Source organism: Desulfosporosinus nitroreducens, from assembly GCF_023897015.1.
GTDB classification, from domain to species: Bacteria; Bacillota; Desulfitobacteriia; order Desulfitobacteriales; family Desulfitobacteriaceae; genus Desulfosporosinus; species Desulfosporosinus nitroreducens.
On the sequence record NZ_JAMHFY010000013.1, the window covers coordinates 14,311 to 38,913 of the forward strand.

A 24,603-nucleotide genomic window follows, 5' to 3' on the forward strand; every position below is an offset into this window, starting at 1 on the left:
CTGAAAGAGTTCACAGCATGGACTTGTTTATATGAAAGAGCGATAAATAAATTAATATCCAAAAACGACCACATCCTTTTGTCTAAGACATGCTCTATAATGAGAATATATAGAGATATTGAGTGAAAGGGGCAAGTGACCCATGCGGATCTTACATACATCGGATTGGCATCTGGGGCGTACGCTCGAGGGGCGAAGCCGGATTGAGGAACAGATGACGTTTATTAATGAACTTTGCATGATAGCTGAAGACGAAGCGGTAGATCTTATCTTAATTGCCGGTGACGTTTTTGATACGGTTAATCCTCCTGCCATTGCAGAAGAACTTTTTTATGATGCATTGAATCGATTGTCTGCAGGCGGAAGGAGGGCTATTGTAGCGATAGCTGGAAATCACGATAACCCGGAGCGATTATGTGCGGCAAGCCCTCTTGCCGTGCGTAATGGAATTACATTATATGGCCTTCCTAAAGAGGTATTGACACCTGGTCTCTTGGACCAGCCTAATTTAGGACGGGTTACCAGGTTTGCAGCGGGTCAAGGGTGGGTGGAGTTACATATTCCTAGTTGCTCAGATCCGGCCATCATTGCTATGCTGCCATATCCTTCTGAATCTCGGCTTAATGAGGTTTTAAGCGAAAGCTTAGATGAAGAAATCCTCCGTGAAGAATACTCGAAGCGAGTTCAGCAATTATTTTCTTCATTTAGTCAGCACTTTCGCCCAGATGCGGTTAACCTGGGCATGAGTCATCTCTTTGTACGCGGAGGAATGGAATCCGAGTCAGAGCGTCCGATTCAACTGGGAAGTGCGCCAACTGTTGAGGTGAATGCGATGCCCTCTGGTGCGCAATACGTTGCCCTTGGTCATTTGCATCGTGCACAGGCTGTTAAAGGAGCAGCTGTACCGACTCGTTACTCAGGTTCGCCGCTAGCTTATAGTTTTTCCGAGACAGGGTATGCCAAATCTGTGATTCTTGTTGAAGCCTTTCCCAGTCAAGCGGTAACGACCCGAGAAATTTTCCTAAGCGCTGGTTACCCTCTTGTGAAATGGAAGGCTAAAGAAGGCTTAGCTCAGGTGCAACAGTGGATTAATGAAGGTAAGGATCTTAATGCCTGGATTGACCTGGAAGTCTTTGTAACAAGCGCGCTTCAAGCGCAGGATATCCATAATCTGCGTAGGCAGAGGGAACGCCTAATTAATATTCGACCCGTTTTCCCGGAAACGGAGCAGATCGTCGCGGAGGCTCGCTCTAAATTGCCCATTGATGAACTCTTCAGTAAGTTTTACCAAGACCGAACGGGTGGAGCAGAGCCCGAGCAGGAATTAGTTGCTTTGTTTTTATCCCTAATTGACCCAGACAACACAACATCTCCATCGCAATCTACAGATGTGTTCACCCCTCAATCACAAATAACAGGGGCCGAGGAGGTTGAGTCAGCGTGAAGCCGATTCGCTTAAGAGTAGCTGGCTTGAACAGCTTTAGAGAGGTACAAGAAATAGATTTTTCGAAACTGTGTGAAACGGGTGTTTTTGGAATTTTCGGTTCCACCGGCAGCGGAAAATCTACGATTCTAGATGCTATCACCTTGGCCCTATATGGAACAGTGGAACGGGCAACCAACAATACTCAGGGAATTCTTAACCATGCGGAAGCACAGCTTACGGTGGAGTATAGTTTCTCATTAGCTGCAGGGGATCAAAGGACAACCTACTGTGCGGAACGGGCTTATCGACGCTCAGGGGAGCGGACGGTCAAGGCATCGACCTGTCGATTAATAGAAATAGTCGGCGAGGTTGAAACTGTTTTAGCTTCCAAGGCAGATGAGATGACCAAGAGAATTGAAGATGTGTTAGGCCTAAACGTAGAAGATTTTACACGGGCTGTAGTTCTTCCCCAAGGCAAATTTGCTGAGTTTCTCACTATAAAACCCAAAGATCGAAGACTAATGCTGGAGAGACTATTTTCCCTTGAAGCCTACGGGCGGGAACTTACAGCTCGTCTTTCGGAACAGCTGGACAGTGCTAAATTCAACTTAAACGGGGTAGAACAACGACAACAAGGTTTGGGGGATGCTTCGGATGAGCGGGTTAAAGAAGCAGAAGCGGATTTGAAGGCTTCAACCGTAAAGTCTGATATAATTACGAAAGACTTGAAAAACTTAGAAATTATGTTTGAGGAAGCAAAGGAAATTTGGAGTCTTCAAGAACAGTTACAACAACTGCAACATGAAGACGCCGAGCTTTCAATTCAACAACTCAAGATGGATAAATTAGCGGTGCGTTTAAGTCTGGCTGAACGTGCAGAATCGATCCGTTCACTTTTGGAAGAGATAGCCACGAGTGAGCAACGATTCAAGCAAGCCAAAGAGCGCGCTGAGGGTTCAGATAAGGGGCTTACAGCGGCGAGGAACGAAAAGGAAACTGCTGAAGGTAAGTGGTTTGAGGCAAATCAAAAAAGGCAAGAAACGGAGCCTCGCTGTCTGCGCAGGTTAGAACAGCTTGAGCAAGCGAAAGGTTTAGAAGTCGATATCCAGGCACGCCAAGGACGCTTAAGCGAAATACGTCTCCAATACAGCGCGCTCGACCGAACTCGGAAGGACTTAGAGCAAACGATCAAAGTTGCAATGGATAAAAAAACAGATGTGCAAAAGCAACAACAGGATGTAAAAAGCAATATCGCTCAAATCACTGTAGACCCTGCCCTGCGGAGGCAGGTTAGTGCATCGGCCCAAGCATTAGAAGGATATGAGATGGTCTCCAAGCAAGTGGAAGACTTGCAAATAGACATGGTCAAAAACTTGTCTGAAATAGAAGAACGGCGATCGGAGTTGCAGACTTCCCTGGGGGAGGTCCAGACTGCTCAGAAAATGTCAGAGCAGTTAAAAGCGACTTTGATGAGTATGAACCAAAACCCGCCAGTTCGTGAAGAAATCTTAACTGAACAGGCTCAAAGAATAGAACGTGACCGGCATAAGATTGCTAATATTGAGCGGGTTGAGATGGAAGGGATCGAAGAACAAAGGCGATTGCAAATCATCACAGGGGATCGCCAAAAAGCGGAAGTTGAAGTAGGAATCAGGCAGAAGGCACAGGGTGAGATTTCGCTGGCCGTTTTGGAGGCAACAGCAATTGCCGAAAGAAAAATGATTGACGTGAAGGAACTAGAGCGGGAAAATCTTGCCGGGTTACTGGTTGAAAACCTGGTGGAGGGAGAAACATGTCCGGTTTGTGGTTCACTTCACCATCCCAAGCCTGCTCACAGTTTAGATGATGAGATGTTGGACAGAGCGAGAGTTGAACTGGAGCAGGCCTCAAGAGAGCTCCAAAGCTTGGAAGAGAAAAGTGCGGAAGGTACGACCGCTCTTGCCGTAGCCAAAGCTCAGTTGTTGTCTAAAGAAGAGCTGGAGCAAAAACAAGCTGATCTTTTAGCAACTAAGCAATGTGCTCTTGTTGCTTATCGAGGAGTGTTGGCTGAAGCAGAACGCAATAAGGAAGTTCATGATTTAAAGGCACAAATAATTGAACAAGAATCTAAGTTGGCGAATGATCGCCGAATTTTGAACCAATGGAAAGCGGATCAAGAACAGTTAAACCGTCAGTTGGAGGACGCCCAGCATAAGCTAGCCGAAGTAGAGAAAAAACAACATCAAATGAGTGCTCAAATTGCTTTGTCAGAAGGAGTAGGAAAAGAGGTTCGCAATCGCCTAAACCAACTGTTGGAAGACCAAGTGCAACGAAAAGCAACCTTGGACAATTTGCGCGGCGAAATTGCAATAACGGAAATTTTGTCATTACAAAAGCAATACGCAAACTGGGATGAGATGATGGGTACTTTAAATCAGACCTTGTCCGGTCTTGAGGAGGAGTTGCAGAAAGCCGATGAGGCCCAGGAAAGGTTTACGCGAGAAAAGACGGACTGTGAGCTTGAACTTCAGAATTTAAGGACCATGGGCACAGAAGCCGCCCGCGATCTGGCAGAGTTACAGATGAAATGTGATGCTTTAACCCAAGGAAAGCCATCCCATGAGCGGATTGAGCAGGTTAAACAGGAATTGTTGCTTGTAACAGGGAGTGAAGAAGTATTTAAGAAGGCCTATGAACAGGCCAAAGAGATATGGAAACAATCAGAACAGACTCAGGCAGTTAGCCAAAAAACCCTGGAATTATCTCAAGAGGGGTTTGAAATAGTTCAGCGAAAGCTAGACCTGGGTCTTCAAACCGCACAATTCTTGACCGTGGCAGAGGCACAAAGCGCGTTATGTGAGGTCGAAGAGCGACTGAATATGGAAAAAGACATCTCGATCTTCCGTCAAAAAGTGTTGGTAAATAAGCAGAAAAGGGAAGATGTGGAAGAGGCGCTTAAAGGACGGATTCTTCGTCCTGAGGAATGGCTCGCTTGGCCGATTCGGTTAAAGGAGCTTAAAAAGGATTATACAGAAGCGATTGAGCAACGGGGTGCTAATCAACAAAGGATAGAGAAGTTGAAAGTGGCGCATGAGGAATGGATGCGCCTGGAATGTGAACGAAAAGCCTTAAGCCACCGCCAGAATTTACTCAAAACCTTGCAGACTGTTTTCAAAGGGAATGCTTTTGTTGAGTTCATTGCGCAAGAACAATTAGCAAACGTATCTCTAGATGCGTCCGAACGTTTAAAACAGTTAACAAACCAACGTTATGCCTTGGAGGTTGATGCTGAGGGCGGATTTATTATGCGTGACGATGCTAACGGTGGAGTACGTCGACCCGTAAGCAGTCTGTCAGGCGGAGAAACTTTCCTTACAGCATTGGCGCTGGCCTTGGCTTTATCTACCCAGATCCAGCTTCGCGGAGAAGCACCGCTGGAGTTTTTCTTTTTAGATGAAGGTTTTGGAACTCTTGATGCTAATTTGCTAGAGACAGTAATGAACACGCTCGAAAAACTTCACCTGCAAAATCTAACTATTGGCATTATCAGTCACGTCCCGGAATTAAAGAATCGCCTTTCGCGCAGGCTGGTTATTACTCCCGCTGAGGCTGGCGGGGTTGGAAGCAAGGTCAAGTTAGAGATGGCGTAGCAAATTGCTTAACCGCCTCTAATCGCCCTTTTTAAGCTGGCGATTAGAGGCGGTTAGCAATCGAATATAGGAAACCTGCTACGGAAGAGTGCTGAGTGGTTAGCTATTTAGATAATTGTGCATAGTAATTTAATGGAGAGATAACAAGTTTTCTTTTAAAAATAGATATTTTATTAATTTGAAAATTTAGGGTATTGACTATAGTGAATAAAAAGGTCATACTATCAAATATAAAACATAGTTTTATATACTAAAACTGGATATCAATAATTTGCTCATAATTTGTGGTAATGAATGGAGGACTATTCGTGGCCGAGAAATATGTACAGACTCTTGAGCGATCTCTAGATGTTCTAGAAGTGTTAGCTCATGCTGAAGAACCATTGGGTGTCACAGAAATTGGAAATCGTATCAGTTTGCATAAAAGCACAGTTCATAGGATTTTACAAACTTTATGTCACAGGGGCTATGTCGACAGAAAAAAGGACAGTGAGCGTTATCAATTAGGTATTAAAATTATCGAATTAGGAATTCGCTTCTTTAATGACTTAGAAATTCGTAAAGTTGCTGCTCCTGTGTTAAGTGACTTAGTAAAAGTTTTGGATGAAGTTGTCCACCTGGTTCTTCCTGATGATGGAGAGATTGTTTATATCGATAGAGCAGAGAGCTCTCAAGTTGTCAGTATGCATTCTAAGGTAGGACGCAGGGCTCCAATGCACTGTACTGCTGTAGGAAAAGCTTTGCTCTCAACCTTGCCAGAAGAGGAAGTCAGACATATCCTTGAAGTTAAAGGCATGACTAAATATACTCCTAACACAATAACAGACCCTGAAGATTTGTTAGCTGGTTTAAGAGAAATTAAATTAAGTAAGATTTCTCTAGAGACGGAAGAAAATGAAGTAGGAATCATATGTTTAGGAACACCTATTTTCGATTACTCTGGGCAAGCAATAGGGGCGATCAGTGTTTCAGGACCTGCTAGCAGGATTACTGAAAAAGGAATTAAGTGGATTGGAGAGGAATTAAAAACGTCGGGAGAGCTAATTTCGGCTAAGCTGGGATTTAGCTTTTTTCAAAAGTCATAGACAAGTCCGCCTTAAATAAATGTTTCACAATTCATAATTTCGTCAAAATCCACAAATAACTAAAATTTTTGGAAAGTTTCCTATTGACGATTTACTCAGATAGCGTAATAATAGAATTATAAGTTTTTGAAACTATGTTTCAATATTCAAAACAGTTAGACAGTATTTTGCGAAGAAAGGGGAGCTAATTCAAGGTTTAAGTCATTAGGAACTTACATCGGGGAAGTTTTGTTGAACTTATTCAGGGGTTTAGTCGCCGCTTAATGACTGACGGTTATAGATGATTTAGTATCGCTGTAGCCAAGAGTCTAACCTCCAGGCTAGAACACCGTCATGTACTGCAAGGTGCCGTGATGTTGAGAAGCGATCTCCGGCCAAGGATGGGCAAGTGTCGCTCCAGCCAAGGATAGAGGGAAGCGAAAAGGAGATTGTTGGCGGTTAGCCATCGGGCAAAAACACTGTAATGAAGGGGGAAGATCAGTGGGAGTATTAGCAGACGTATATGAAATGCTAAATACGTGTAACAAGTGTGGTGGCTGCCATACAGCTTGTAAGACCTATAAATTGACTGGGTCAGAGGAAATGTCTACACGCGGAAGAATCCAGCTTATCAAAGCTGTCGCCGATGGGAAATTGGAACCTAATCAAGAGTATGAAGATGCTATCATGAGTTGTCTGTTGTGTGGAGAATGTGCAGTCACTTGCCCAAACGGTGTACATGGTAATGAACTCGTCATGGCCGCGCGGCGGGATCTAAAACTAAGAAAAGGAATCAAGCCATTTGTCAAGTCTTTTGCTTTAAATACGTTAGCAAGTCCAAAGAGGTTGGGTATGGGATTCAGACTTTTCGGAGGAATGGGTAAAAGTGTCCTCAATAAAATTGATGGATTGGACTATTTTCGCGGTATTGATATTCGAAACTTCCCTACTGCCAAAAAACCATTTTTGGAGCAGGTCCCGCAGAAGATTACGGTTCAACATCCGAAGCATAAAGTCGGATTTTATGTGGGCTGTTTTCTCAATCACTCCTTAGACCAAACCGCTCATTCTGTTGTTAAAGTGTTAACGAAAAATGATTGTGAAGTTATTATTCCAAAAGATCAAGTCTGCTGCGGTCTTCCGCAATATTGCTATGGTGACTTTGAAACAGCGAAAAGAAACGCCCGCAAAACGATTGATACCTTTTTAGATAAGTATAGCGATGCCGAAGTTGTTCTCTCCGCATGCGGTTCCTGTGTTGCGATGCTTAGACATGATTATCTAAAGCTCTTTGCCGATGAGCCGTCCTATCTTCCAAAAGTCAAATCATTTTGTGAAAAAGTGGTCGAGTTTTCGGAATATATGGCAAAGATTGGTGTCGATCAGAGCAAACTTCATAATTCAACTCCTCTAACAGTCACCTATCATGATCCTTGCCACATGGTTCGGGGTCTTAAGGTAACAACGCAGCCTCGGCAATTGTTGCAAATGGTTCCTCGGGTTGAATATAAGGAAATGTTTGAAGCCAACCGTTGTTGCGGGGCAGCCGGTTTAATACAAGCCTTCTATCATGAGGTATCAACAGATATCACAGATCAGAAGACTCAAAACATCAAGGATACCAATGCAGATTTGGTGGCTACAAGTTGCCCAGCTTGCATGTTGAGACTTCAAGGCGGCATAAACAAAGCCGGACAAAAACAAAAGGTTATGCATGTTGCCGATGTAATGGCAAACGCTTACGAAGACTAATTGGATGCAAGAATTACATTAACTTTGTATATGGGCGGACCATTACAATTCATCATGGTCTGGCCGAAAATCGAAAATTTCCCTTTGCGGAACATGCTGACCGCAAGTTCTAGTAAATGAGTGGAAGGGCGGGTAGTCATGAGTAACGTCAATATCAGTAAGTTAAAGGGGATTGTCGGTGATGCCTATGTCATCGATTCCCCTTCCGAAATGGCTAAATATCTAAAAGGTCAAGGTAAGCCTGCAGTCGTCGTCTTACCTGCGAGTACTTCAGAAGTTTCGAGTATCGTCAAACTGGCGAATGAGAAGAATGTGAAATTAGGGGTAGGCGGGGTAGTCGTCGATACCCAGGGGATTACGGGCGGGATTGCGATGGTTATGTCCCGGATGAACCGGATTTTAGAAATGGATCATCTAAACCTTGTGGCGGTCGTCGAACCAGGACTTCTTCATAAAGAATTTCTTCTTAAAGTTGCGGAAGCCGGATTAAACTTTCCTCCGGAGCCCTATGTAGTCGAAACCAGTTCGGTTGGCGGCTGCTTTGCGATTGGAGATTCTGATTCTAAATCCTTTGAATATGGTCCTACCCGGACGTTCCTTTTGGGATTTGAAATGGTTCTCCCGACAGGGGAAATCCTGGAGATCGGAAATAAATGTATAAAAAACGTTTCTGGTTTAGATTTCATCCACTTCGCTGTCGGAAGCCAAGGGACATTTGGGATTTTCACCAAACTTCTGGTGAAGCTCTTACCTGTACCGGAAGCTAAAAAAGCAGTGATTGGAACCTTCCCATCCATGCATAAGGCGAATGCAACCTTCAATACCCTGATTAAGCGGAATGTGCATCCGACCCGGATGAATCTCATCAATGCATCCCTTGCGAAAATTGCAAAACCCGAAACGGAAGGGCAACTTGTGATCATTGATTTGCAAGGATTTAAAGAGTCGGGTAAAAACATCGCTAATGAAGTTGCTTCAGTTCTTACCTTGGGTGGAGGCTCTGATGTAAAGATCATTGAGGAGGGCGCTGAGTATGATCAAATGATCAATGGTTGGCTTAAAGTTCGCGCTGAACTCAATGCAAAACCGGAGCGGATCGTGGAGTTTGTGGTTGGCCCGATGAAAATGCCTCAAGCCCTGGCTCAGCTCGAAGCGCTTACGGGGGATCTAGGGGCTTATCCTGGCATAATTGTCGAAGGACTTCTCGGATATGTTTGTTTGGCTCTGCCCGAGGGAACCGATAAACTTGTTTTAGCCACTAAAGTGAATAAACTGGCGATGTCCCTGGGCGGGAACGTGAAGGGCCTCTTGGGTCATAAGCTCAAAGCTGAAGTTTACAATGATGCGGAAATGTGGAAGCAAACCACAAGTTTGCTCAGTGAACTGCGTCAACAATTTGACCCCAAAGGGATTCTCAACCCTGGGGTAAGTCTAGAGGCTTAAGAAGAAGGAGGTCTTAATATGTTAAGCCAAGCGGTTGTTAAGCGGCTGAAGGAAATTGTTGGGGAGAGAAACGTGGTTACAGACAAAGTTGGTCTGTTGACCTATGGTTATGACGGCACGTTATTATCTGGTGAAGCGTTAGGAGTCGTTTCTCCGCAAACAACGGAACAAGTCGTTGAAATAGTCAAATTAATGAACGAGCACGATATTAAACTTGTTCCCCGGGGTGCTGGTACGAATGAGAGTGGTGGAACCATTCCTTCTGAAAAATCTGTGGTGATTAGCTTTACTAAAATGACTAAGATTCATGAAATAGACACTGAAAACTTTGTAGCAGTTGTTGAGCCTGGAGTGATCAATTTTGACCTTCAAGTTGAACTCGCAAAGAAAAATTTCTATTTTCCTCCCGATCCGTCCTCCTTTAAGGCCTCAACAATAGGAGGAAATCTAGGTGAATGCTCCGGTGGACCGAAATGTTTTAAATATGGTGTTACCCGCGATTATATGTTGGGTCTAGAAGTCGTTCTCCCCAATGGCAAAGTCATTCAAACGGGGGGGCGTAATTTCCAAAGTGAGCCTGGTTATGATTTGACTCGAATCATTGTTGGCTCGGAAGGAATTCTAGGATTGGTCACCAAAGTTTTCGTCCGTATCTTACCGATACCCAGAGCTAAGAAAACAATGCTAGCTCTTTATGACAAAGTTGAAGATGCTTCTCAAACGGTTGCCGATATCGTTGCTGCCGGTATTATTCCGACAACCCTAGAATTGATGGATAATTTACTGATCAATACAACTGAGGATTTTACCCATGCCGGGCTTCCCCGTGACGCTGGAGCGGTTCTAATTATTGAGGTTGACGGATATCCAGAAGATATGGACGGACAAGTCAAGACGATTGGTGAAATCGCCTCTAAAATTGCCAAAGAATTTAAAGTTGCTCAAACGGCAGTTGAAGTAGATCAAATTTGGACTTCAAGGCGCAGTGCTTTCGGATCGGTTGCTCGCGTTAGACCATCTTATGGTGTTAATGATATTACGGTTCCGAGGAGTAATTTCCCAAAAGCGATTGAGGGAGTCCTTAAAGTAGCAAAAGATTTTGGTGTGACCATCGGAGTTGTGGCCCATGCCGGTGACGGAAATCTTCATCCGCTCATTCTTTTCGATCAACGGAATAAAGAGGAAACTGAAACCGTCCATGCGGCTGAACAGGCGCTCTGTATGATGGCTCTTGATCTCGATGGTACCATAAGTGGTGAGCACGGAATCGGGCTCGTCAAGAAGAAGTATCTTGATAAGGAGTTTACACCCGCTGCTATGGAAGCTTTTAGAAAGATTAAGAGAAGCTTTGATCCGAGCAATCGCTTTAACCCAGGGAAGATTATCGACCTATAAATTTCACTTCCTAGTGGCGTTTGGACACTGCTCTAGTGTTTATACACTAGAGCAGTTTTCTTTGAGGCTCTAAAAACAGTGCTTATGTATACATGTGAAGCGAATTTAATAGTATAAAGGGGATATACTAAATTTTGGGTTTTAGGAGTCCTTTTTATCATGGTATTAACATAGACAACAGAATCTGAGCAATAATGGCTAAGCTATTATTACGGCATAAGTGTATGAAGATAAAAGGGGTTAAGGCTTGTAAACCAAGTAATATAACACCACTAATATCTAAATATTCTGGTTATCAGAAATTGAGTTGTGGCGGATGATTAAAAATGAATGGAGGCAAAAATGTGGAAAACCGAGTTTTTATGCTTGAAGATTTGGCTAAATTTGATGCAAACGATCCTCAAAAAGTTATGGTTTATCAGTCCGATAAAACTTTAGGTGCTATGTGGTGTTTAGAACCTGGTCAAGAAGTATTTCTTCATCAACATCCTAATGCTGATGATGTGTGGATTTGTCTGGAAGGTGAATCGGGTCTCTATTTTGCGGGAGAAGGGCAAGATGTAAAAATTAAAAAAGGCATGGCGATTCTTGCAAAAGCCGTACAGACTCATGGAATGAGAAATACCGGTAAAGACCGTTTTGTATTTATCGGGATTGCTGGGCCAGTGCCGGTAGAGACAGTGAAGTTATAATATACGAGGCAAAAGAATTTGGATTTAAGCTATGAACAAAAAAGTTATTATTTAATGACATTTTTTTTGAAAAATAAGCAAATAATTCTGTTGACTAATGAGCAAATAAGATAGATAATGGTGCTAAGGGAAAATGAAACTAGGTTTTAAAGAGTGAAACAATGCCTTAAATCGTTTTCCACTTGTCAAATAAATATTACTTACTACGATGTGCTTGGGAAGCAATGTCTTATACGCCCCTCGAATCTTGTGTGAATACTAAGTGGGAAGGAGGGACATTTTCTTTTCATTGAATGGGTATTAAAAATTGTCAAGAGGTATGTGTCTAGTTAGAAAAACTAATCTCTTAAAGCGACCTTAATAGTTGCAGAAAATTTCATTATGGAAGTGATAACGTATGGCAAAATTTCTAGAATTCCAGGGAAAAGAATGGCTTAGAAAATCAGGACTACCGGTACCACAAGGACGTGTAGCCTCGACTCCGGAAGAAGCCAAAAAGATTGCCGAAGAGATAGGCAAAGCTGTTGCAGTAAAAGGACAGGTACAGGCCGGGGGACGCGGTAAAGCAGGAATTGTAAAATTAGTTAATACTCCTGATGAGGCAGCAGCAGCAGCTGCCGAAATTTTTGCTAAAAACGTCATGGGAGTACCTATCTACCAGGTTCTTGTTGAGGAAAAATTGGATATTAAAAAAGAGTACTATTGTTCGTTCGTTGTTAATGGCGCAAGAGAAGCTCGTTCCCCTATGCTCATGTTTAGTACGGAGGGTGGAATGGACATTGAAAGCGTTCCTGAAGAACTCCTTTTTAAAGTCAACATTGATCCAATCAACGGGTTGCAGGTATATGACGCAGTAGATGTGTGTGCTCGAGCTGGAATTCCTGCTCAGGATATAAGTAAGTTTGCTAGTTTTTTATCTAAGCTTTCCCAAGCTTATAAAAAATTAGATTGCCAAACACTGGAGATTAATCCCTTTATTATGACGGGTAGCGGTAACTTAGTCTGTGCAGATTGCAAAATGGAAATTGACAACAGTTCCGTGGGACGTCATCCGGAATTTGGGATTTCAATCGCGCGGGATTTGCCTGGTGCGCCTACTGAGTTAGACCTGATTGGCTGGAGTATTGAAGAAACTGATGCTCGTGGTACAGGCTTCCTTATGAATATGGGCTATGACGAAGTGAGTCCTGGTTATATCGGCTACCATCCAATTGGTGGCGGTTCAGCAATGATGGGCTTAGATGCTTTGAACCAAGTAGGCCTGAAGCCGGCAAATTATGCTGACACCAGTGGTAACCCAGTCGGCTCAAAAATTTATCGAGTAGCAAAATGTGTCCTTTCTCAGCCAAATATCGACGGTTATCTGCTTGGCGGGTTCATGATGGCAAACCAAGAGCAGTGGCATCATTCCCACGCTATCGTCAAGGTACTCAGGGAGGTTCTCCCTACGCAGAAACCCGGATTGCCTTGTGTGTTGTTACTCTGTGGCAACAGGGAAGATGAATCTCTGGAAATCCTTAGAGAGGGTCTTGCCGACCTAATGACTCCTGATGGCCCGGGAAAGAGAATCGAAATCTATGGCAAAGAATACGTAACAGATACCAAATTCATTGGACAAAGACTCTTAGCTCTTAGCAAAGAATATAGAGCTGAAAAAGAATCTCAAGGAAAGTAGGGGAAACCTGTGCTGGAATTCGCAGAAAAAAGCCTGACAGTTAGAATCGATACCAGCAAGTGTGATACATGCGAGACTAAGGCATGTGCCGAGGCGTGCAAAAAGTACGCGAGAGGTTTGCTTGGGATTGATGACCAAGGTAGAGCTTCGGTTGCACATCGCGATGCAGAAGAAGTTCTGCGTCTTGGAACTGAGTGTTTAGCATGTGAACTCGCTTGTAAGACCAAAGGTAACAATGCCATAACCATTGAGGTTCCTGTTAAAGGTTTGGATGAGTACCTTAAGAAACGTCAATAGGTGCAATAGACTAGGTAGGTTGTTATTGTATATTAAAACGAAGCAAAATGTTAAATGAGGGATAAAGATGGGCATTTTGATCAATAAGAGTACTAAGGTAATTGTCCAAGGGATTACGGGTCGAGAGGGATCTGTACGGACAAAGTACATGAAAGAATATGGTACCAAAGTAATTGGTGGAACTAGTCCGGGAAAAGCTGGAGAACAGGTCCACGGCATACCGGTTTTTAACACCGTAAAAGAGATTGTCCGCGAGCAAGGTGAAATTGACTTCAGTGTTATCTTTGTACCAGGCAAAATCTTAAAAACAGCTGTTTATGAAGCAGTCGATGCTGGCGTTAAGAACATTATTCCATGTGTTGAGGGAACTCCGATCCACGATATCATGCAAATGATAGCGTATGCCAAGTCTAAAGGATCAAGGCTCCTAGGACCAGGGTCTATCGGAATTATAACACCAGGTGAGGCTGTCGTAGGTTGGCTTGGCGGTAACAAAGAATGGGCCAACAAATTCTTCCAAAAAGGGAATATTGGAGTTTTCTCTCGCAGTGGCGGCCAGTCAGGAACAATTCCTTGGTTGCTGAGAGAAGGCGGATTTGGAGTAAGTACCGTAATTCATACCGGGACGGAACCAGTCCTGGGAACGTCTATGGCGGATTTACTGCCGTTATTTGAGGCTGATCCAGAGACAAAGGGCGTTGCAGTCTATGCAGAAATCGGTGGTACTCAAGAAGAAGAGTGTGCTGAGGTTATCGCAGCTGGTGAATTCACAAAGCCTTTCGTAGTTTACGTAGCAGGTGCATGGGCACCGGCAGGTATGCGATTCTCCCATGCATCTAATATTGTAGAGCGTGGACGTGGATCAGCTAAAAGTAAAATGGAAGCTATTACGAAGGCTGGGGGATTTGTTGCTGAAACTCCAACGGATATCCCAATTATCTTAAAACAGAAGATTAAGGATTAAGGTCTAAAGCATAGTGTAGGTATCCCATGGGTTTTAACCCTGGAAATAAAAAAATAAAATTATAGGGGGTAATACTAATGACAATTATGAGATCTGTTATGTATATTCCTGGAAACAATCCTAAAATGGTTGCAAAGGCTCCTGAATTTCCAGCTGACATCGTTACACTTGACCTAGAGGATTCCGTTCCGCCGGCTGAAAAAGAAGCTGCTCGTCAAATCGTTCGTGAAAACCTCAAATATGCAGGTACTGGTGGAGCAGAAGTATATGTCCGTATTAATAACTGGGAAACAGAATTAACCAACGATGATCTGGAAGCTATTGTTTATGAAGGTCTCAGTGGAGTAACTCTGGCTAAAACAGGGTGCGCCGCAGATGTACAGCGCCTTGATTGGAAACTCGAGGAACTCGAGCGTCGTCGCGGCTTAGAAGTAGGGACAGTTAAGATCTCTATGTTGCTTGAAACCGCTAAAGGAATTATCAATGCTGCAGAGTGCTGCTTAGCCAGCAAACGGAATGTGAATGCAATTTTCGGAGCAGTTGACTATTGCCGCGATATGCGTGTTAAACTAACCAATGAAGGTGTTGAACAACAATATGGCCGCGCTCATGTGGCTGTTGCTTGCCGTGCGGCGAGAATTGTGGCAATCGATGCTCCTTTCGTTGACTTTAAGAATATTGAAGCCTTTGAAAGAAACGTTGCTGAAGGACGACAAATGGGCTATGAAGGCCGTATGATCATTCACCCAGGACAAATCGAACCTTCTAATCGTATGTACTCTCCTGATCCTGCTGATGTTGAGTGGGCTGCTGGTGTCGTGAAAGTCTTCGAAGAAGAAGGTATTGCTAAAGGCAAAGCATCCGTTTCTTTCAACGGAAAAATGGTAGATACCCCTGTGTACCTTAATGCCCTAGATATTATTGCTGCTCAAGCTGAAATCGACGCAAAAAACGCTAAGTAAGATAGTTTAATTGTTGTTTGGTTGCCTCTTCTACGAGGTGACCAAACAATTTATTTAGGAGTATCTGCTTTTGCGTTAAACTAAAAAGATTATGAAAGGAAGATGCATATGTCACGTATTAAAAATCTTCGTGAAGAAGCCCTGGCTTTTCATGCTGTGAAACCAGGTAAACTCGAAGTAAGAGTAACATGCCCGGCTCAAGACAGAGATGATTTGACACTTGCTTATTCCCCTGGGGTTGCTGAGCCTGTTAAAGATATTGCAAAAGATATTACAAATCTTGATATTTATACAAACCACGCCAATTTTGTAAGCATAGTCTCCAATGGTACTGCTATTCTTGGATTAGGGGATCTTGGTGCTGCCGCCTCCATGCCTGTTATGGAAGGGAAAGCACTTCTCTTTAAAACCTTTGGAGATGTCGATGCCTTCCCGATCTGTGTTAATACAAAAGATGTTAACAAAATAATTGAGATTGTTGAATTAACTGCTCCTACCTTTGGCGGAGTTAATTTAGAAGATATTAAAGCTCCTGAATGCTTCCAAATTGAAGAAGGTCTTAAGTCTCGTGGAATCTTTAAGGGACCTATTTTCCATGATGACCAACATGGAACTGCAGTCGTAACTTTGGCCGGACTCTACAATGCACTTAAAGTCGTCGGAAAGAAAATCGAAGACGTTAAGGTTGTTGCGAATGGCGCAGGAGCCGCTGGAATTGCAATCATTAAACTTCTTATGAGTGTTGGTCTGAAAAACGTAATTATGTGTGATACCAAAGGTGCCATTTATCAAGGACGCACCGTTGGAATGAATCCTTGGAAAGAACAGATCGCTGCAGCAACTAACCCTGATAAGTTTAGCGGTGATCTCGCTGGAGCACTTGTTGGTGCAGATGTATTTATTGGTGTTTCGGCAGAAAATGTTCTTAACGAAGAAATGATCAAATCTATGGCGAAGGATCCTATTGTTTTCTGTCAAGCAAACCCAATTCCAGAAATATGGCCGATTGAAAGAGCAATAGAAGCTGGTGCTGCAGTCATTTCTACTGGCCGCTCAGATGTTATTAATCAAATTAATAACGTTCTAGCTTTCCCTGGCATGTTCCGAGGCGCTATCGATGTTAGAGCTACTGACATTAATGACGCTATGAAGATTGCCGCTGCAAAAGCAATCGCTGATTGTGTCTCTGCAGAAGAACTCAATGCTAGCTTTATTATGCCAAGCACTTTGAATCCGGAAGTAGCCCCTGCTGTTGCTGCTGCTACAGCTAAAGCTGCTATCGAAAGTGGAATTGCTAGAAATCCTATTGATCCTGCCGTGGTAGCAGAAAACCTCAAGAAGAGATTAGCTAACCAATATAAATAGTATTGCACTTACTAAAAGGGGCCTTTGAAATGGCCCCTTTTTTCTTTTGAATTTTTATAGGTTCCTCTGAACGGTTGGGTATATTAAATTAGGCGGTGTAACTCATAATTGTTAAGATCGTTTGTAAGCAAAAGAGGTTTGACCCCCCCAATGTTAACTGGTAATATTGGGGTTATTATTATATAGTTTGAGACTGGCATCGTTGGTTAGAATATAAGAATTATAAAGGTAAAGGGGTAACAAGTATGCAAATACCAAGTGGTAAAATAAAACGTAATATGGAAAAGGATAATCATACTTATCTGGAGGTAACTGAGCCAGCTGAACTAATGAAGTTTTTAATGGTTAAACTTCCTGCTAAAAGTCGGAAGGATATTAAATCTCTATTAGCCCATCGTCAGATTTCCGTTGACGCTGAGATTATCACACAATTTAATCATCCTCTTGCAGAAGGGCAACAGGTCGTTGTAAATTGGGAAAAGGTCTTAATAGAAGAGCAACCTCAAGGTCTAACTATTGTATTTGAAGATCCTTATATAATGATTATCGAAAAACAAGCGGGGTTGCTCTCGATTGCGACTGCTACAGAAAAGGAGCAAACTGCCTACAGTATTCTAAGTGATCATGTGAAAAAAAGGGACTCTAAAAACAAGGTATTTGTATTGCATCGGCTTGACAGAGAAACCTCAGGCGTGATGATGTTTGCAAAAAGTGAAAAAGTGCAGCAACTACTGCAAAAAGCATGGAAGGAAGCTGTCTTAGAGCGTACCTATGTCGTTGTCGTAGAGGGGATGGTAACAAAAGAGGAAGGAACGATTACTTCTTGGCTGACAGAGAGTAAGGCGTTTATTATGTACTCTAGCCGGACCCCTAATGATGGTCAGAAAGCGATAACCCACTATAGAGTTCTTAAGAAAAATAAGCATTATTCTTTGTTGGAAGTAAAATTAGAAACAGGCCGGAAGAACCAAATTCGTGTCCATATGAAAGATATTGGACACAGTGTGATCGGAGATAAGAAGTATGGTGCGACTAAGCACCCTATTGGTCGGATCGGACTTCATGCTCGAGTATTGGCCTTCAAACATCCAATTACTGGCGAAGTAGTTCGTTATGAAACGGATATTCCGAAGGAGTTTTTAAATTTATTTAAATGATAGCATATACAAAGTCAGTGGTGGAGGAGTTATATTGAAGAATCAAGAGATAGATCATTATCTTCTAGGTATCTTTTCATGGTTCGGTTATGTACTCCCTTTTCAAGAAAGGATTCGTTTGATCAAAGAAGCTGGATTTGCATCGACTTCTATCTGGTGGGAAGATGAAGATACACCATGGCCGATGAAGAAGGAGAGTATGCCCCAGTTAGTTAGGGATATGGGAATATTTGTAGAGAATATTCATGTTCCTTTTAATGAATCGGGTGCGTTATGGTCAGAGCAGAAGTCCGTGAGAACTAATATCATTAAGAGTCATCTTAACTGGCTTAATGCATGCGCTGACCACCAAATCCCAATCATGGTTATGCACTTGACAGAACAAGGAAACCATCCGGCTCCCAATAGATCTGGCTTAGAAAGCATGTTAGAACTAGTGAAAGTTGCCGAGGGGCTCGGAGTAAAAATTGCTATAGAGAACACTCTAAGGAGTGATAATGTTCCTTATATCCTAGAAAGAATTGATTCCAAATATTTAGGCTTTTGCTATGACAGCTCTCATTATAATTTAACAGATAAACTGGATTATCATTTATTGGATAAATATGGAGGGAGACTGATGTCGACTCATCTGTCAGATAATGACGGGCTAAAAGACCGTCATTGGCTCCCCGGTCAAGGCATTATTGACTGGACTAAAGTAGCCAATCACTTTCCAACCAGTTATCGTGGGTGTTTGACCTTAGAAGCTTATGCAACGAAGGAAGAACGTGAAGATTCACCGCAGAACTTTCTTGAGAAGGCTTATCAGAGAGCGGTAAAGATTCGTGACATAATAACAGAGGAAGCTAAATGACAGCTATCAAAATACTGGATATTAATCTGACTATATATAAAAAAGAGATACTTCTGACTGCCTGAAAATAACTCATTTCCTTCTTTGATGATGCCTAGCGGCATGGGGGCCAGTTCAAGAAAAAACCGGGTTCACACCCGGTCTTTTGATACGTCTTTCCCGATTTTATCAGAGTCATGAGGAAGGGGAATTTTCTCGGTGTTATCAGGTTTGCGTGACTTATTATTCGTTTTCTTTGCCATTACTGATTTTACCCTCCTTTAAAAGTTTCACAGGTAGAATCCCCTGATTAATGAATAACATGCATATGCCTTAAAAATGTGCTGAGTTGAAATGGAGTTGAGTCGAAATATCTAATAGATTAGAGCGTGAAAAAGCGACCGCGCAGATGATGATTAAGCTATATTGTAAAGGTCATCACCACTCTGCAGACAGTGAATTATGTTATGAATGCCAAGAATTGTTAGAGTATGCCACGACCCGCCTCAACCATTGCAAATTTGGAGAAAGCAAACCAACGTGTGCAAAATGTACAGTGCATTGTTATAAATCAGAAATGCGTAAAAAGATTCAAGAGACTATGCGGTATTCAGGACCTAAGGTGATTTATAATCATCCAATCGCAGCAATAAGGCATTTGTTGGACGGATTAAGAAAGTAATCATTAAAATAGTAATTGATTATTTCTAAATTGAGAATTGAAAACTGAGAACCATTAGAAGAAGGAGCAAGTACGATGGGAATCAAAGAATATTCTCTGGAAATGAGAGGAATGCCACACTGTGATTTGGAAGAGTATTTTCTCTCCATCGGAGGAAAGTGGGATGGAAAGGGAACATATTTCGCCCCAAACTGGGAAGTTAACTTAAGTGATACATGGTCCTGTACCCTGGGGTCGATTCAAATCCCAGCCACACAAGTAATCTTTCGGGTTGACGAAGAGGATTGGCCGGAAATTATAAGGGCCTTTCGCTTACGATTCCTTTCAGCAGGGGGATAAAGGAACCCTTACCCCATCTGATCTTACCAGCTCCTTGCCAAAGCACATCGTCACTAAATCATCTATGGTTGTCGGAAGAGGTTATCCGATTTGGCATAAATTGCAGCCTATTTGAGAAACTACCTAAAAAGGAGTGTGAATTATGAAGTTCTCCGGAACCGAAACTTTCAAGAACTTAAGCAATGCCTTTGCAGGTGAGTCTCAGGCACGTAATCGTTATGCTTTTTTTGCTGGGGTGGCTAAGAATGAAGGGTATCAACATATCCAAGCTGTTTTTGAGGAAACGGCCGCTAACGAAAAGGAACACGCTAAAGTGTTCTACAAACTTCTTGTTACACATACGGGGGAAGAAACTGACATTATACATGTTGATGCTGATTATCCGTTAGTTTATAAAGACACCCTGACAAATTTAAGGGCTGCTGCAGCTGGAGAAAAAGAAGAATGGGCTGAAATCTACTCCAAGTTCGCAACTGTTGCAGAAAGGGAAGGATTCTCCGATATAGCCAGAGCTTTTCAGACGATTGCTGAAGTAGAAAAGCACCATATGACTCGTTTTGACCATTATGCCGATGGGATTGAAAAGGGCACGATTTTTAGTAAAGATACTGCAACTGTATGGAAATGTACGAACTGTGGTTATATTCACGAAGGCCCAGATGCACCGGATACATGTCCAGCTTGTGCGCACCCTCAGGGATATTTCGAAGAACTGCCAGAGAAGTATTAAGCATCTAAAGCCGAGTAGGGATACCTACTCGGCTTTACAATAGACAGAATTGTCTTCTTAGGTATACATAATTAAAACCAAATAACTTTAAAACAATAATTCTAAATAAATACTTGCAATTCTATAAAATATGAACATAATTATAGATGCAACATTCTGAATATTATATAAAAACGGAGGAGAATAATGAGAATACCTATAAAAGAATTGCAAGAACGGATTTCTAATTTACAGGTAAATCTCCAGAAAAGAGGGATCGAAGGAGCACTTTTGGTCCAACGGGCAGATACCCTCTATTTTAGTGGCACAGCTCAAAATGTTCATGTCTATATTCCAGTGGAAGGAAAGCCGATGGTGCTTGCCTATCGGGATTTTGCCAGAGCAAAAAGTGAAAGTTCTTGGGAGGTTATACCGCTTAAAAGCATGTCGAAAATTCCAAAGGATATCCAGGAAGCGGGGCTTCCCCTGCCTCGAGTACTCGGCTTAGAACTCGATGTTCTTCGAGTTAATCAATACGAGCGCTATCGAAAATCCTTTCCAGAGGTTACCTTAGTGGATATTTCCGCCGAGATTCGTCTGCAACGTTCTGTAAAATCTGAGTGGGAGTTAGCTAGAATTGAAGAGAGTGCACGTATCTTTCCTTTAGTACTAGAGTTTGCCAAGGAAGTTCTTCATCCGGGAATGACCGAAGTTGAGCTTGAAGGGTTATTAGCAGGCAAAGCCAGGGCACTTGGTCATGGTGGATTTATCAGGATGCGCGGATTTGATTCGGAGTTTTATGCCGGTGCTATCACTGCAGGAGTTCAGGCAGCAACGCGGAGCAGTTTTGATAGTCCGGTTACAGGGCAGGGTATCTCCATTGCTCATCCCAATGGCGCTTCTATGGAACAGATTCAAATGGGTGAACCCATTGTCGTGGATATGGTAACAGTTGTAAATGGCTACCAAATTGATCAGACCAGAATATTAAGCATAGGGCCCTTGTCCAAAGAGCTGACGATGGCCTATGAGATGGCAAGGCTGGTTGAAGAGAAACTGCGGCGTGCCTTAATTCCAGGCCGGGTTGCTGGCGAGGTCTATGAAGAAATTCTAACGTGGGTTTGTGATAATACCCCTTATGAAGATAATTTTATGGGCTATGGAGCAAGTAGAGTTAGTTATGTAGGACATGGGGTGGGACTGGAACTTGATGAGCTTCCAACTATCAGCAGGGGTTCTAAAGAGGTTTTAAAAACTGGAATGGTAGTAGCCATTGAACCCAAGTTTGTTTTTCCGAGTGTAGGAGTTGTTGGAATTGAGGATACGGTTGTTATCGAGGCTGAATTGGGCGCCCGATATTTATCGGTAACACCGAGGGAATTGATGGTACTTTAAGTAATGAAAGTGTTCATTTAGCAATAAGCTGTTAATAAAATGAAGTTGATGGTAAATATTGATTCATTTTGTAGACATTTCAGGACAAATGTCCCTGTCCAAGCGGCAGGGATTTTTTTCATGGGTCGCGAAGTATATAGAAAAACCTTCTATGGGGCATGTGCCTTCGGTGCACTCATCCAGAGGATTAGCTTCACTATAATTTACGAGTTAGAGTCTTTTTGGCAGATTAGTTATTGAAAGTTAAACTTTAAGGGGCAAATTATCTTATTAGGAATGATCCGAGACAAGTGGAGGCAACCATGAAAGAGAAATATGTTTGGCTAAGTTCCAAGGAACTTGAACTCATGCTACAGGGCTCATTACAATGGAATGACATATCCCCTCGCGTAACCTCGTCCAAAGCGGGAATGCGAAAGCTGGGTGAATCTATAGACAAACCGTCGGTTTCCCAACCTGCAAAGCAAGCAGAGGACTCTTTTCCGCAGAAAAAGGGAACCGATTCCAGGCGACTTGAAGGACAGCCTGTAATATGGCTGTTGGGCAGTGTTGGTATTTTAACACTATCATCATGGTTCTACTTTGTCTTATTTTCTGATTAGCAGTTAATAATTGCATAATTTGTGGGAAGGCTTGTTACAAAATAATGAAAGCCTTCCTATTTTTTTTGAAAAAATCTTTGCAAAATCATTAAAATTTGGGTATCATATAAATAGAAGGTCAGGAAAGGTCAATGATATGTGTTGCAGAAATATTACGTTGACAAGGAGACAAAACAATGGGAAACCTAGCGGATCGCATTGAAGAATACTTGAAACAGATCTTGGAAAAGACAACAGAAGGATACATTGTGCTGCAACGAAGCGAACTTGCGGGTGAGTTCTCATGTGTACCATCCCAGATTAACTACGTTCTCGACACCCGTTTTACGGTTGAACGCGGATACCTCGTTGAAAGTCGCCGAGGGGGTGGGGGATACCTGAGGATTATCCGCTTAGGTCTGGGAATTGAGGGGCAGTATCAACATGTTATAAGGCAATTGATTGGAGAACAGCTTTCTCATGCTCGATCCAACGCTTTGGTAGAGAGACTTTTGGATGAGGAACTGTTGACGACTAGAGAAGCAGCCCTGATTAAGAGCCTGCTTTCTGGAAACAATTTAGGGGGAGAATTCAGAGATTGGGATACGCTCCGCGCGTGTTTAATGAAAGATATTTTAACAACGCTAAGTCGGGATGATTTGGTCTAAGGAGGTTTTGAAAATGCTTTGTCAGCATTGTAAACAGCAAGAGGCTATTATGCAATTGTTTATTACAGAAAACGGGAATACTCGTGAGGTGTATCTTTGCCAGTCTTGTGCTAAAAAAACCCAAGAAGTAAGCTTTGTCTTCCACCCCGCCATTGTGCCGGAGTTTTTGCAAGCACTTTTTGGCTTTAATTCCACTGCAAAGGACCAACCAACTGAGACAGCATGCCCTAAATGTGGACTTAGCTTTTCCCAAATTACGCAAGTCGGGAAGCTGGGATGCAGTACCTGTTATGAGACCTTTGAAACTCAACTTGAGCCGTTACTGCGACGTGTTCATGGCGGAGGCCAAAATGTGGGTAAAATCCCTGCAAGACGAGGAGCAACGCTCATAAAACGCATGGAACAAAGAAAGCTGAAGGAAACTCTTCAAGCCTTGATTCAGCAAGAAGCGTTTGAGGAGGCTGCTGTAGTAAGGGATCAGATTCGTAAAATTGAGCAATCGGCTGGAGGGGAAAAAAGTGATTCGTAAAGAGCTTCTTTTACAGCACAGCGCCTGGATGAGTGAAACCGATTCTCCGGTCGTTATTAGCAGTCGGGTTAGATTAGCACGTAACCTTGAGGATTTCCCTTTTCCCCATGGTCTAAGCCAGGAGGGTGCCGCTCAGGTTGAGAAAACTGTTGCCCAAGTTTTAACCGATACAGAAGGGGAGAATAAGGAACTCAGCTATATACCTCTAACAGAACTGAATAGTATTGAGCAACAAGTTCTCATAGAAAAGCATTTGATCAGTCCGAGTTTAGGCGGGTCAACTGGAGCGCGCGGTGTGGCGTTAGCCCCTGATCACCGTTATGCAGTGATGGTTAATGAAGAAGATCACCTAAGAGTTCAAGTACTTTTACCGGGCAATCAGCTTTTAGAATCACACCGTTTAGCAACAGAGTTAGATGATCTTTTAGAAGCAAAACTTGATTTTGCCTACAGGGAAAGTCAAGGATATCTAACGGCTTGTCCTACAAATGTAGGGACAGGACTCAGAGCTTCAGTTATGGTCCATTTGCCGGGCTTGGTTATCACGAAGCAAGTTCAGCAGGTCTTAGGGGCGGTAACTCGCTTGGGGTTAGCCGTACGGGGGTTATATGGCGAGGGCTCTCAAGCCTTCGGACACATCTTTCAAGTTTCTAACCAGATTACACTTGGGAAGAGTGAAGAGGATATTTTAACTCATTTAGATGCAGTAACCCGACAGATTGTTGAGCATGAGCTTCAGGCACGTGAACTTCTTCGTCAGCAAACTCCTATACACTTAGAAGACAAAGTCTGGCGTGCCAGGGGAACTTTACAAAATGCACGGTTACTTTCATCGGAAGATGCGATACATCTTTTGTCCCATGATCGGTTAGGAACGGATATGGGATTACTGCCCAAGACTAAGGATTGCTTTGCGACGTTAATCGTCGATACCCGTCCGGGATGTTTGCAATATATCCTCGATCGAGAACTTGACCCCAGTCAACGTGATGAGGAACGGGCTCGCTTGATACGAGAACGAATTGCGTGAAGCGTGGCAAAAAG

22 protein-coding genes are annotated in these 24,603 nt (G+C 42.9%); all 22 read left to right on the forward strand.

Annotation, left to right across the window (positions count from 1 at the left end):
• Nucleotides 1-142: 142 nt before the first annotated feature.
• The 22 genes from M8E35_RS14735 to M8E35_RS14840 all read left to right on the forward strand — a co-directional run bounded on the left by M8E35_RS14735 (nucleotide 143) and on the right by M8E35_RS14840 (nucleotide 24,589).
• Nucleotides 143-1,444, forward strand: coding sequence for a metallophosphoesterase family protein (locus tag M8E35_RS14735; RefSeq protein ID WP_252469951.1), 1,302 nt, complete (start codon nucleotides 143-145; stop codon nucleotides 1,442-1,444).
• Nucleotides 1,441-5,055: an SbcC/MukB-like Walker B domain-containing protein gene (locus tag M8E35_RS26740; RefSeq protein WP_252469952.1), complete on the forward strand. Its 3,615-nt coding sequence runs from the start codon at nucleotides 1,441-1,443 to the stop codon at nucleotides 5,053-5,055. Before M8E35_RS14735 ends, M8E35_RS26740 begins: the two co-directional genes overlap by 4 nt.
• Nucleotides 5,056-5,363: 308 nt before the next feature.
• Entirely contained in the window at nucleotides 5,364-6,140 is a 777-nt protein-coding gene (locus M8E35_RS14745) for an IclR family transcriptional regulator (protein ID WP_252469953.1), read from the forward strand.
• Nucleotides 6,141-6,620: 480 nt separating this feature from the next.
• Entirely contained in the window at nucleotides 6,621-7,871 is a 1,251-nt protein-coding gene (locus M8E35_RS14750) for a (Fe-S)-binding protein (protein ID WP_252469954.1), read from the forward strand.
• A gap of 138 nt (nucleotides 7,872-8,009) precedes the next feature.
• Nucleotides 8,010-9,314 (forward strand): FAD-binding oxidoreductase, encoded by a 1,305-nt coding sequence (locus tag M8E35_RS14755; RefSeq protein ID WP_252469955.1) that lies wholly within the window; start codon nucleotides 8,010-8,012, stop codon nucleotides 9,312-9,314.
• Nucleotides 9,315-9,332: 18 nt separating this feature from the next.
• Complete coding sequence (locus M8E35_RS14760; RefSeq protein ID WP_252469956.1) at nucleotides 9,333-10,709, forward strand: FAD-binding oxidoreductase; 1,377 nt, start codon at nucleotides 9,333-9,335, stop codon at nucleotides 10,707-10,709.
• A gap of 344 nt (nucleotides 10,710-11,053) precedes the next feature.
• Nucleotides 11,054-11,401 (forward strand): cupin domain-containing protein, encoded by a 348-nt coding sequence (locus M8E35_RS14765; RefSeq protein ID WP_252469957.1) that lies wholly within the window; start codon nucleotides 11,054-11,056, stop codon nucleotides 11,399-11,401.
• 397 nt (nucleotides 11,402-11,798) lie between these two features.
• Complete coding sequence (locus tag M8E35_RS14770; protein ID WP_073032402.1) at nucleotides 11,799-13,076, forward strand: ATP-grasp domain-containing protein; 1,278 nt, start codon at nucleotides 11,799-11,801, stop codon at nucleotides 13,074-13,076.
• A gap of 9 nt (nucleotides 13,077-13,085) precedes the next feature.
• On the forward strand, nucleotides 13,086-13,373 hold the full coding sequence (locus M8E35_RS14775) for a hypothetical protein (protein ID WP_073032401.1): 288 nt from the start codon (nucleotides 13,086-13,088) through the stop codon (nucleotides 13,371-13,373).
• A gap of 67 nt (nucleotides 13,374-13,440) precedes the next feature.
• Complete coding sequence (locus M8E35_RS14780; protein ID WP_073032400.1) at nucleotides 13,441-14,337, forward strand: succinate--CoA ligase subunit alpha; 897 nt, start codon at nucleotides 13,441-13,443, stop codon at nucleotides 14,335-14,337.
• A 77-nt stretch (nucleotides 14,338-14,414) separates the two neighbouring features.
• The gene (locus tag M8E35_RS14785; RefSeq protein ID WP_073032398.1) at nucleotides 14,415-15,299 is read left to right on the forward strand and encodes an HpcH/HpaI aldolase/citrate lyase family protein; all 885 of its coding nucleotides are present in this window, start codon (nucleotides 14,415-14,417) and stop codon (nucleotides 15,297-15,299) included.
• Nucleotides 15,300-15,407: 108 nt separating this feature from the next.
• Complete coding sequence (locus tag M8E35_RS14790; protein ID WP_252469958.1) at nucleotides 15,408-16,664, forward strand: NAD(P)-dependent malic enzyme; 1,257 nt, start codon at nucleotides 15,408-15,410, stop codon at nucleotides 16,662-16,664.
• 245 nt (nucleotides 16,665-16,909) lie between these two features.
• Nucleotides 16,910-17,821: an RluA family pseudouridine synthase gene (locus M8E35_RS14795; RefSeq protein WP_252469960.1), complete on the forward strand. Its 912-nt coding sequence runs from the start codon at nucleotides 16,910-16,912 to the stop codon at nucleotides 17,819-17,821.
• Between the two features lie 34 nt (nucleotides 17,822-17,855).
• Nucleotides 17,856-18,677, forward strand: a complete 822-nt coding sequence (locus tag M8E35_RS14800; protein WP_252469961.1) for a sugar phosphate isomerase/epimerase family protein — start codon at nucleotides 17,856-17,858, stop codon at nucleotides 18,675-18,677.
• 349 nt (nucleotides 18,678-19,026) lie between these two features.
• A complete protein-coding gene (locus M8E35_RS14805; RefSeq protein ID WP_302048940.1) occupies nucleotides 19,027-19,338 on the forward strand; it encodes a nitrous oxide-stimulated promoter family protein in 312 nt (103 codons plus the stop codon).
• Between the two features lie 75 nt (nucleotides 19,339-19,413).
• Complete coding sequence (locus M8E35_RS14810) at nucleotides 19,414-19,677, forward strand: MoaD-like domain-containing protein (RefSeq protein ID WP_073032391.1); 264 nt, start codon at nucleotides 19,414-19,416, stop codon at nucleotides 19,675-19,677.
• Between the two features lie 142 nt (nucleotides 19,678-19,819).
• Entirely contained in the window at nucleotides 19,820-20,407 is a 588-nt protein-coding gene (rbr, locus tag M8E35_RS14815) for a rubrerythrin (RefSeq protein WP_252469963.1), read from the forward strand.
• Between the two features lie 186 nt (nucleotides 20,408-20,593).
• On the forward strand, nucleotides 20,594-21,781 hold the full coding sequence (locus M8E35_RS14820) for a M24 family metallopeptidase (protein WP_252469964.1): 1,188 nt from the start codon (nucleotides 20,594-20,596) through the stop codon (nucleotides 21,779-21,781).
• A 302-nt stretch (nucleotides 21,782-22,083) separates the two neighbouring features.
• Entirely contained in the window at nucleotides 22,084-22,383 is a 300-nt protein-coding gene (locus M8E35_RS14825; protein ID WP_252469965.1) for a hypothetical protein, read from the forward strand.
• Nucleotides 22,384-22,559: 176 nt separating this feature from the next.
• Nucleotides 22,560-23,030: a CtsR family transcriptional regulator gene (locus tag M8E35_RS14830; RefSeq protein ID WP_252469966.1), complete on the forward strand. Its 471-nt coding sequence runs from the start codon at nucleotides 22,560-22,562 to the stop codon at nucleotides 23,028-23,030.
• 13 nt (nucleotides 23,031-23,043) lie between these two features.
• The gene (locus tag M8E35_RS14835; protein ID WP_252469967.1) at nucleotides 23,044-23,559 is read left to right on the forward strand and encodes a UvrB/UvrC motif-containing protein; all 516 of its coding nucleotides are present in this window, start codon (nucleotides 23,044-23,046) and stop codon (nucleotides 23,557-23,559) included.
• Nucleotides 23,549-24,589 (forward strand): protein arginine kinase, encoded by a 1,041-nt coding sequence (locus tag M8E35_RS14840; protein WP_252469968.1) that lies wholly within the window; start codon nucleotides 23,549-23,551, stop codon nucleotides 24,587-24,589. Before M8E35_RS14835 ends, M8E35_RS14840 begins: the two co-directional genes overlap by 11 nt.
• The last annotated feature ends 14 nt before the right edge of the window (nucleotides 24,590-24,603 follow it).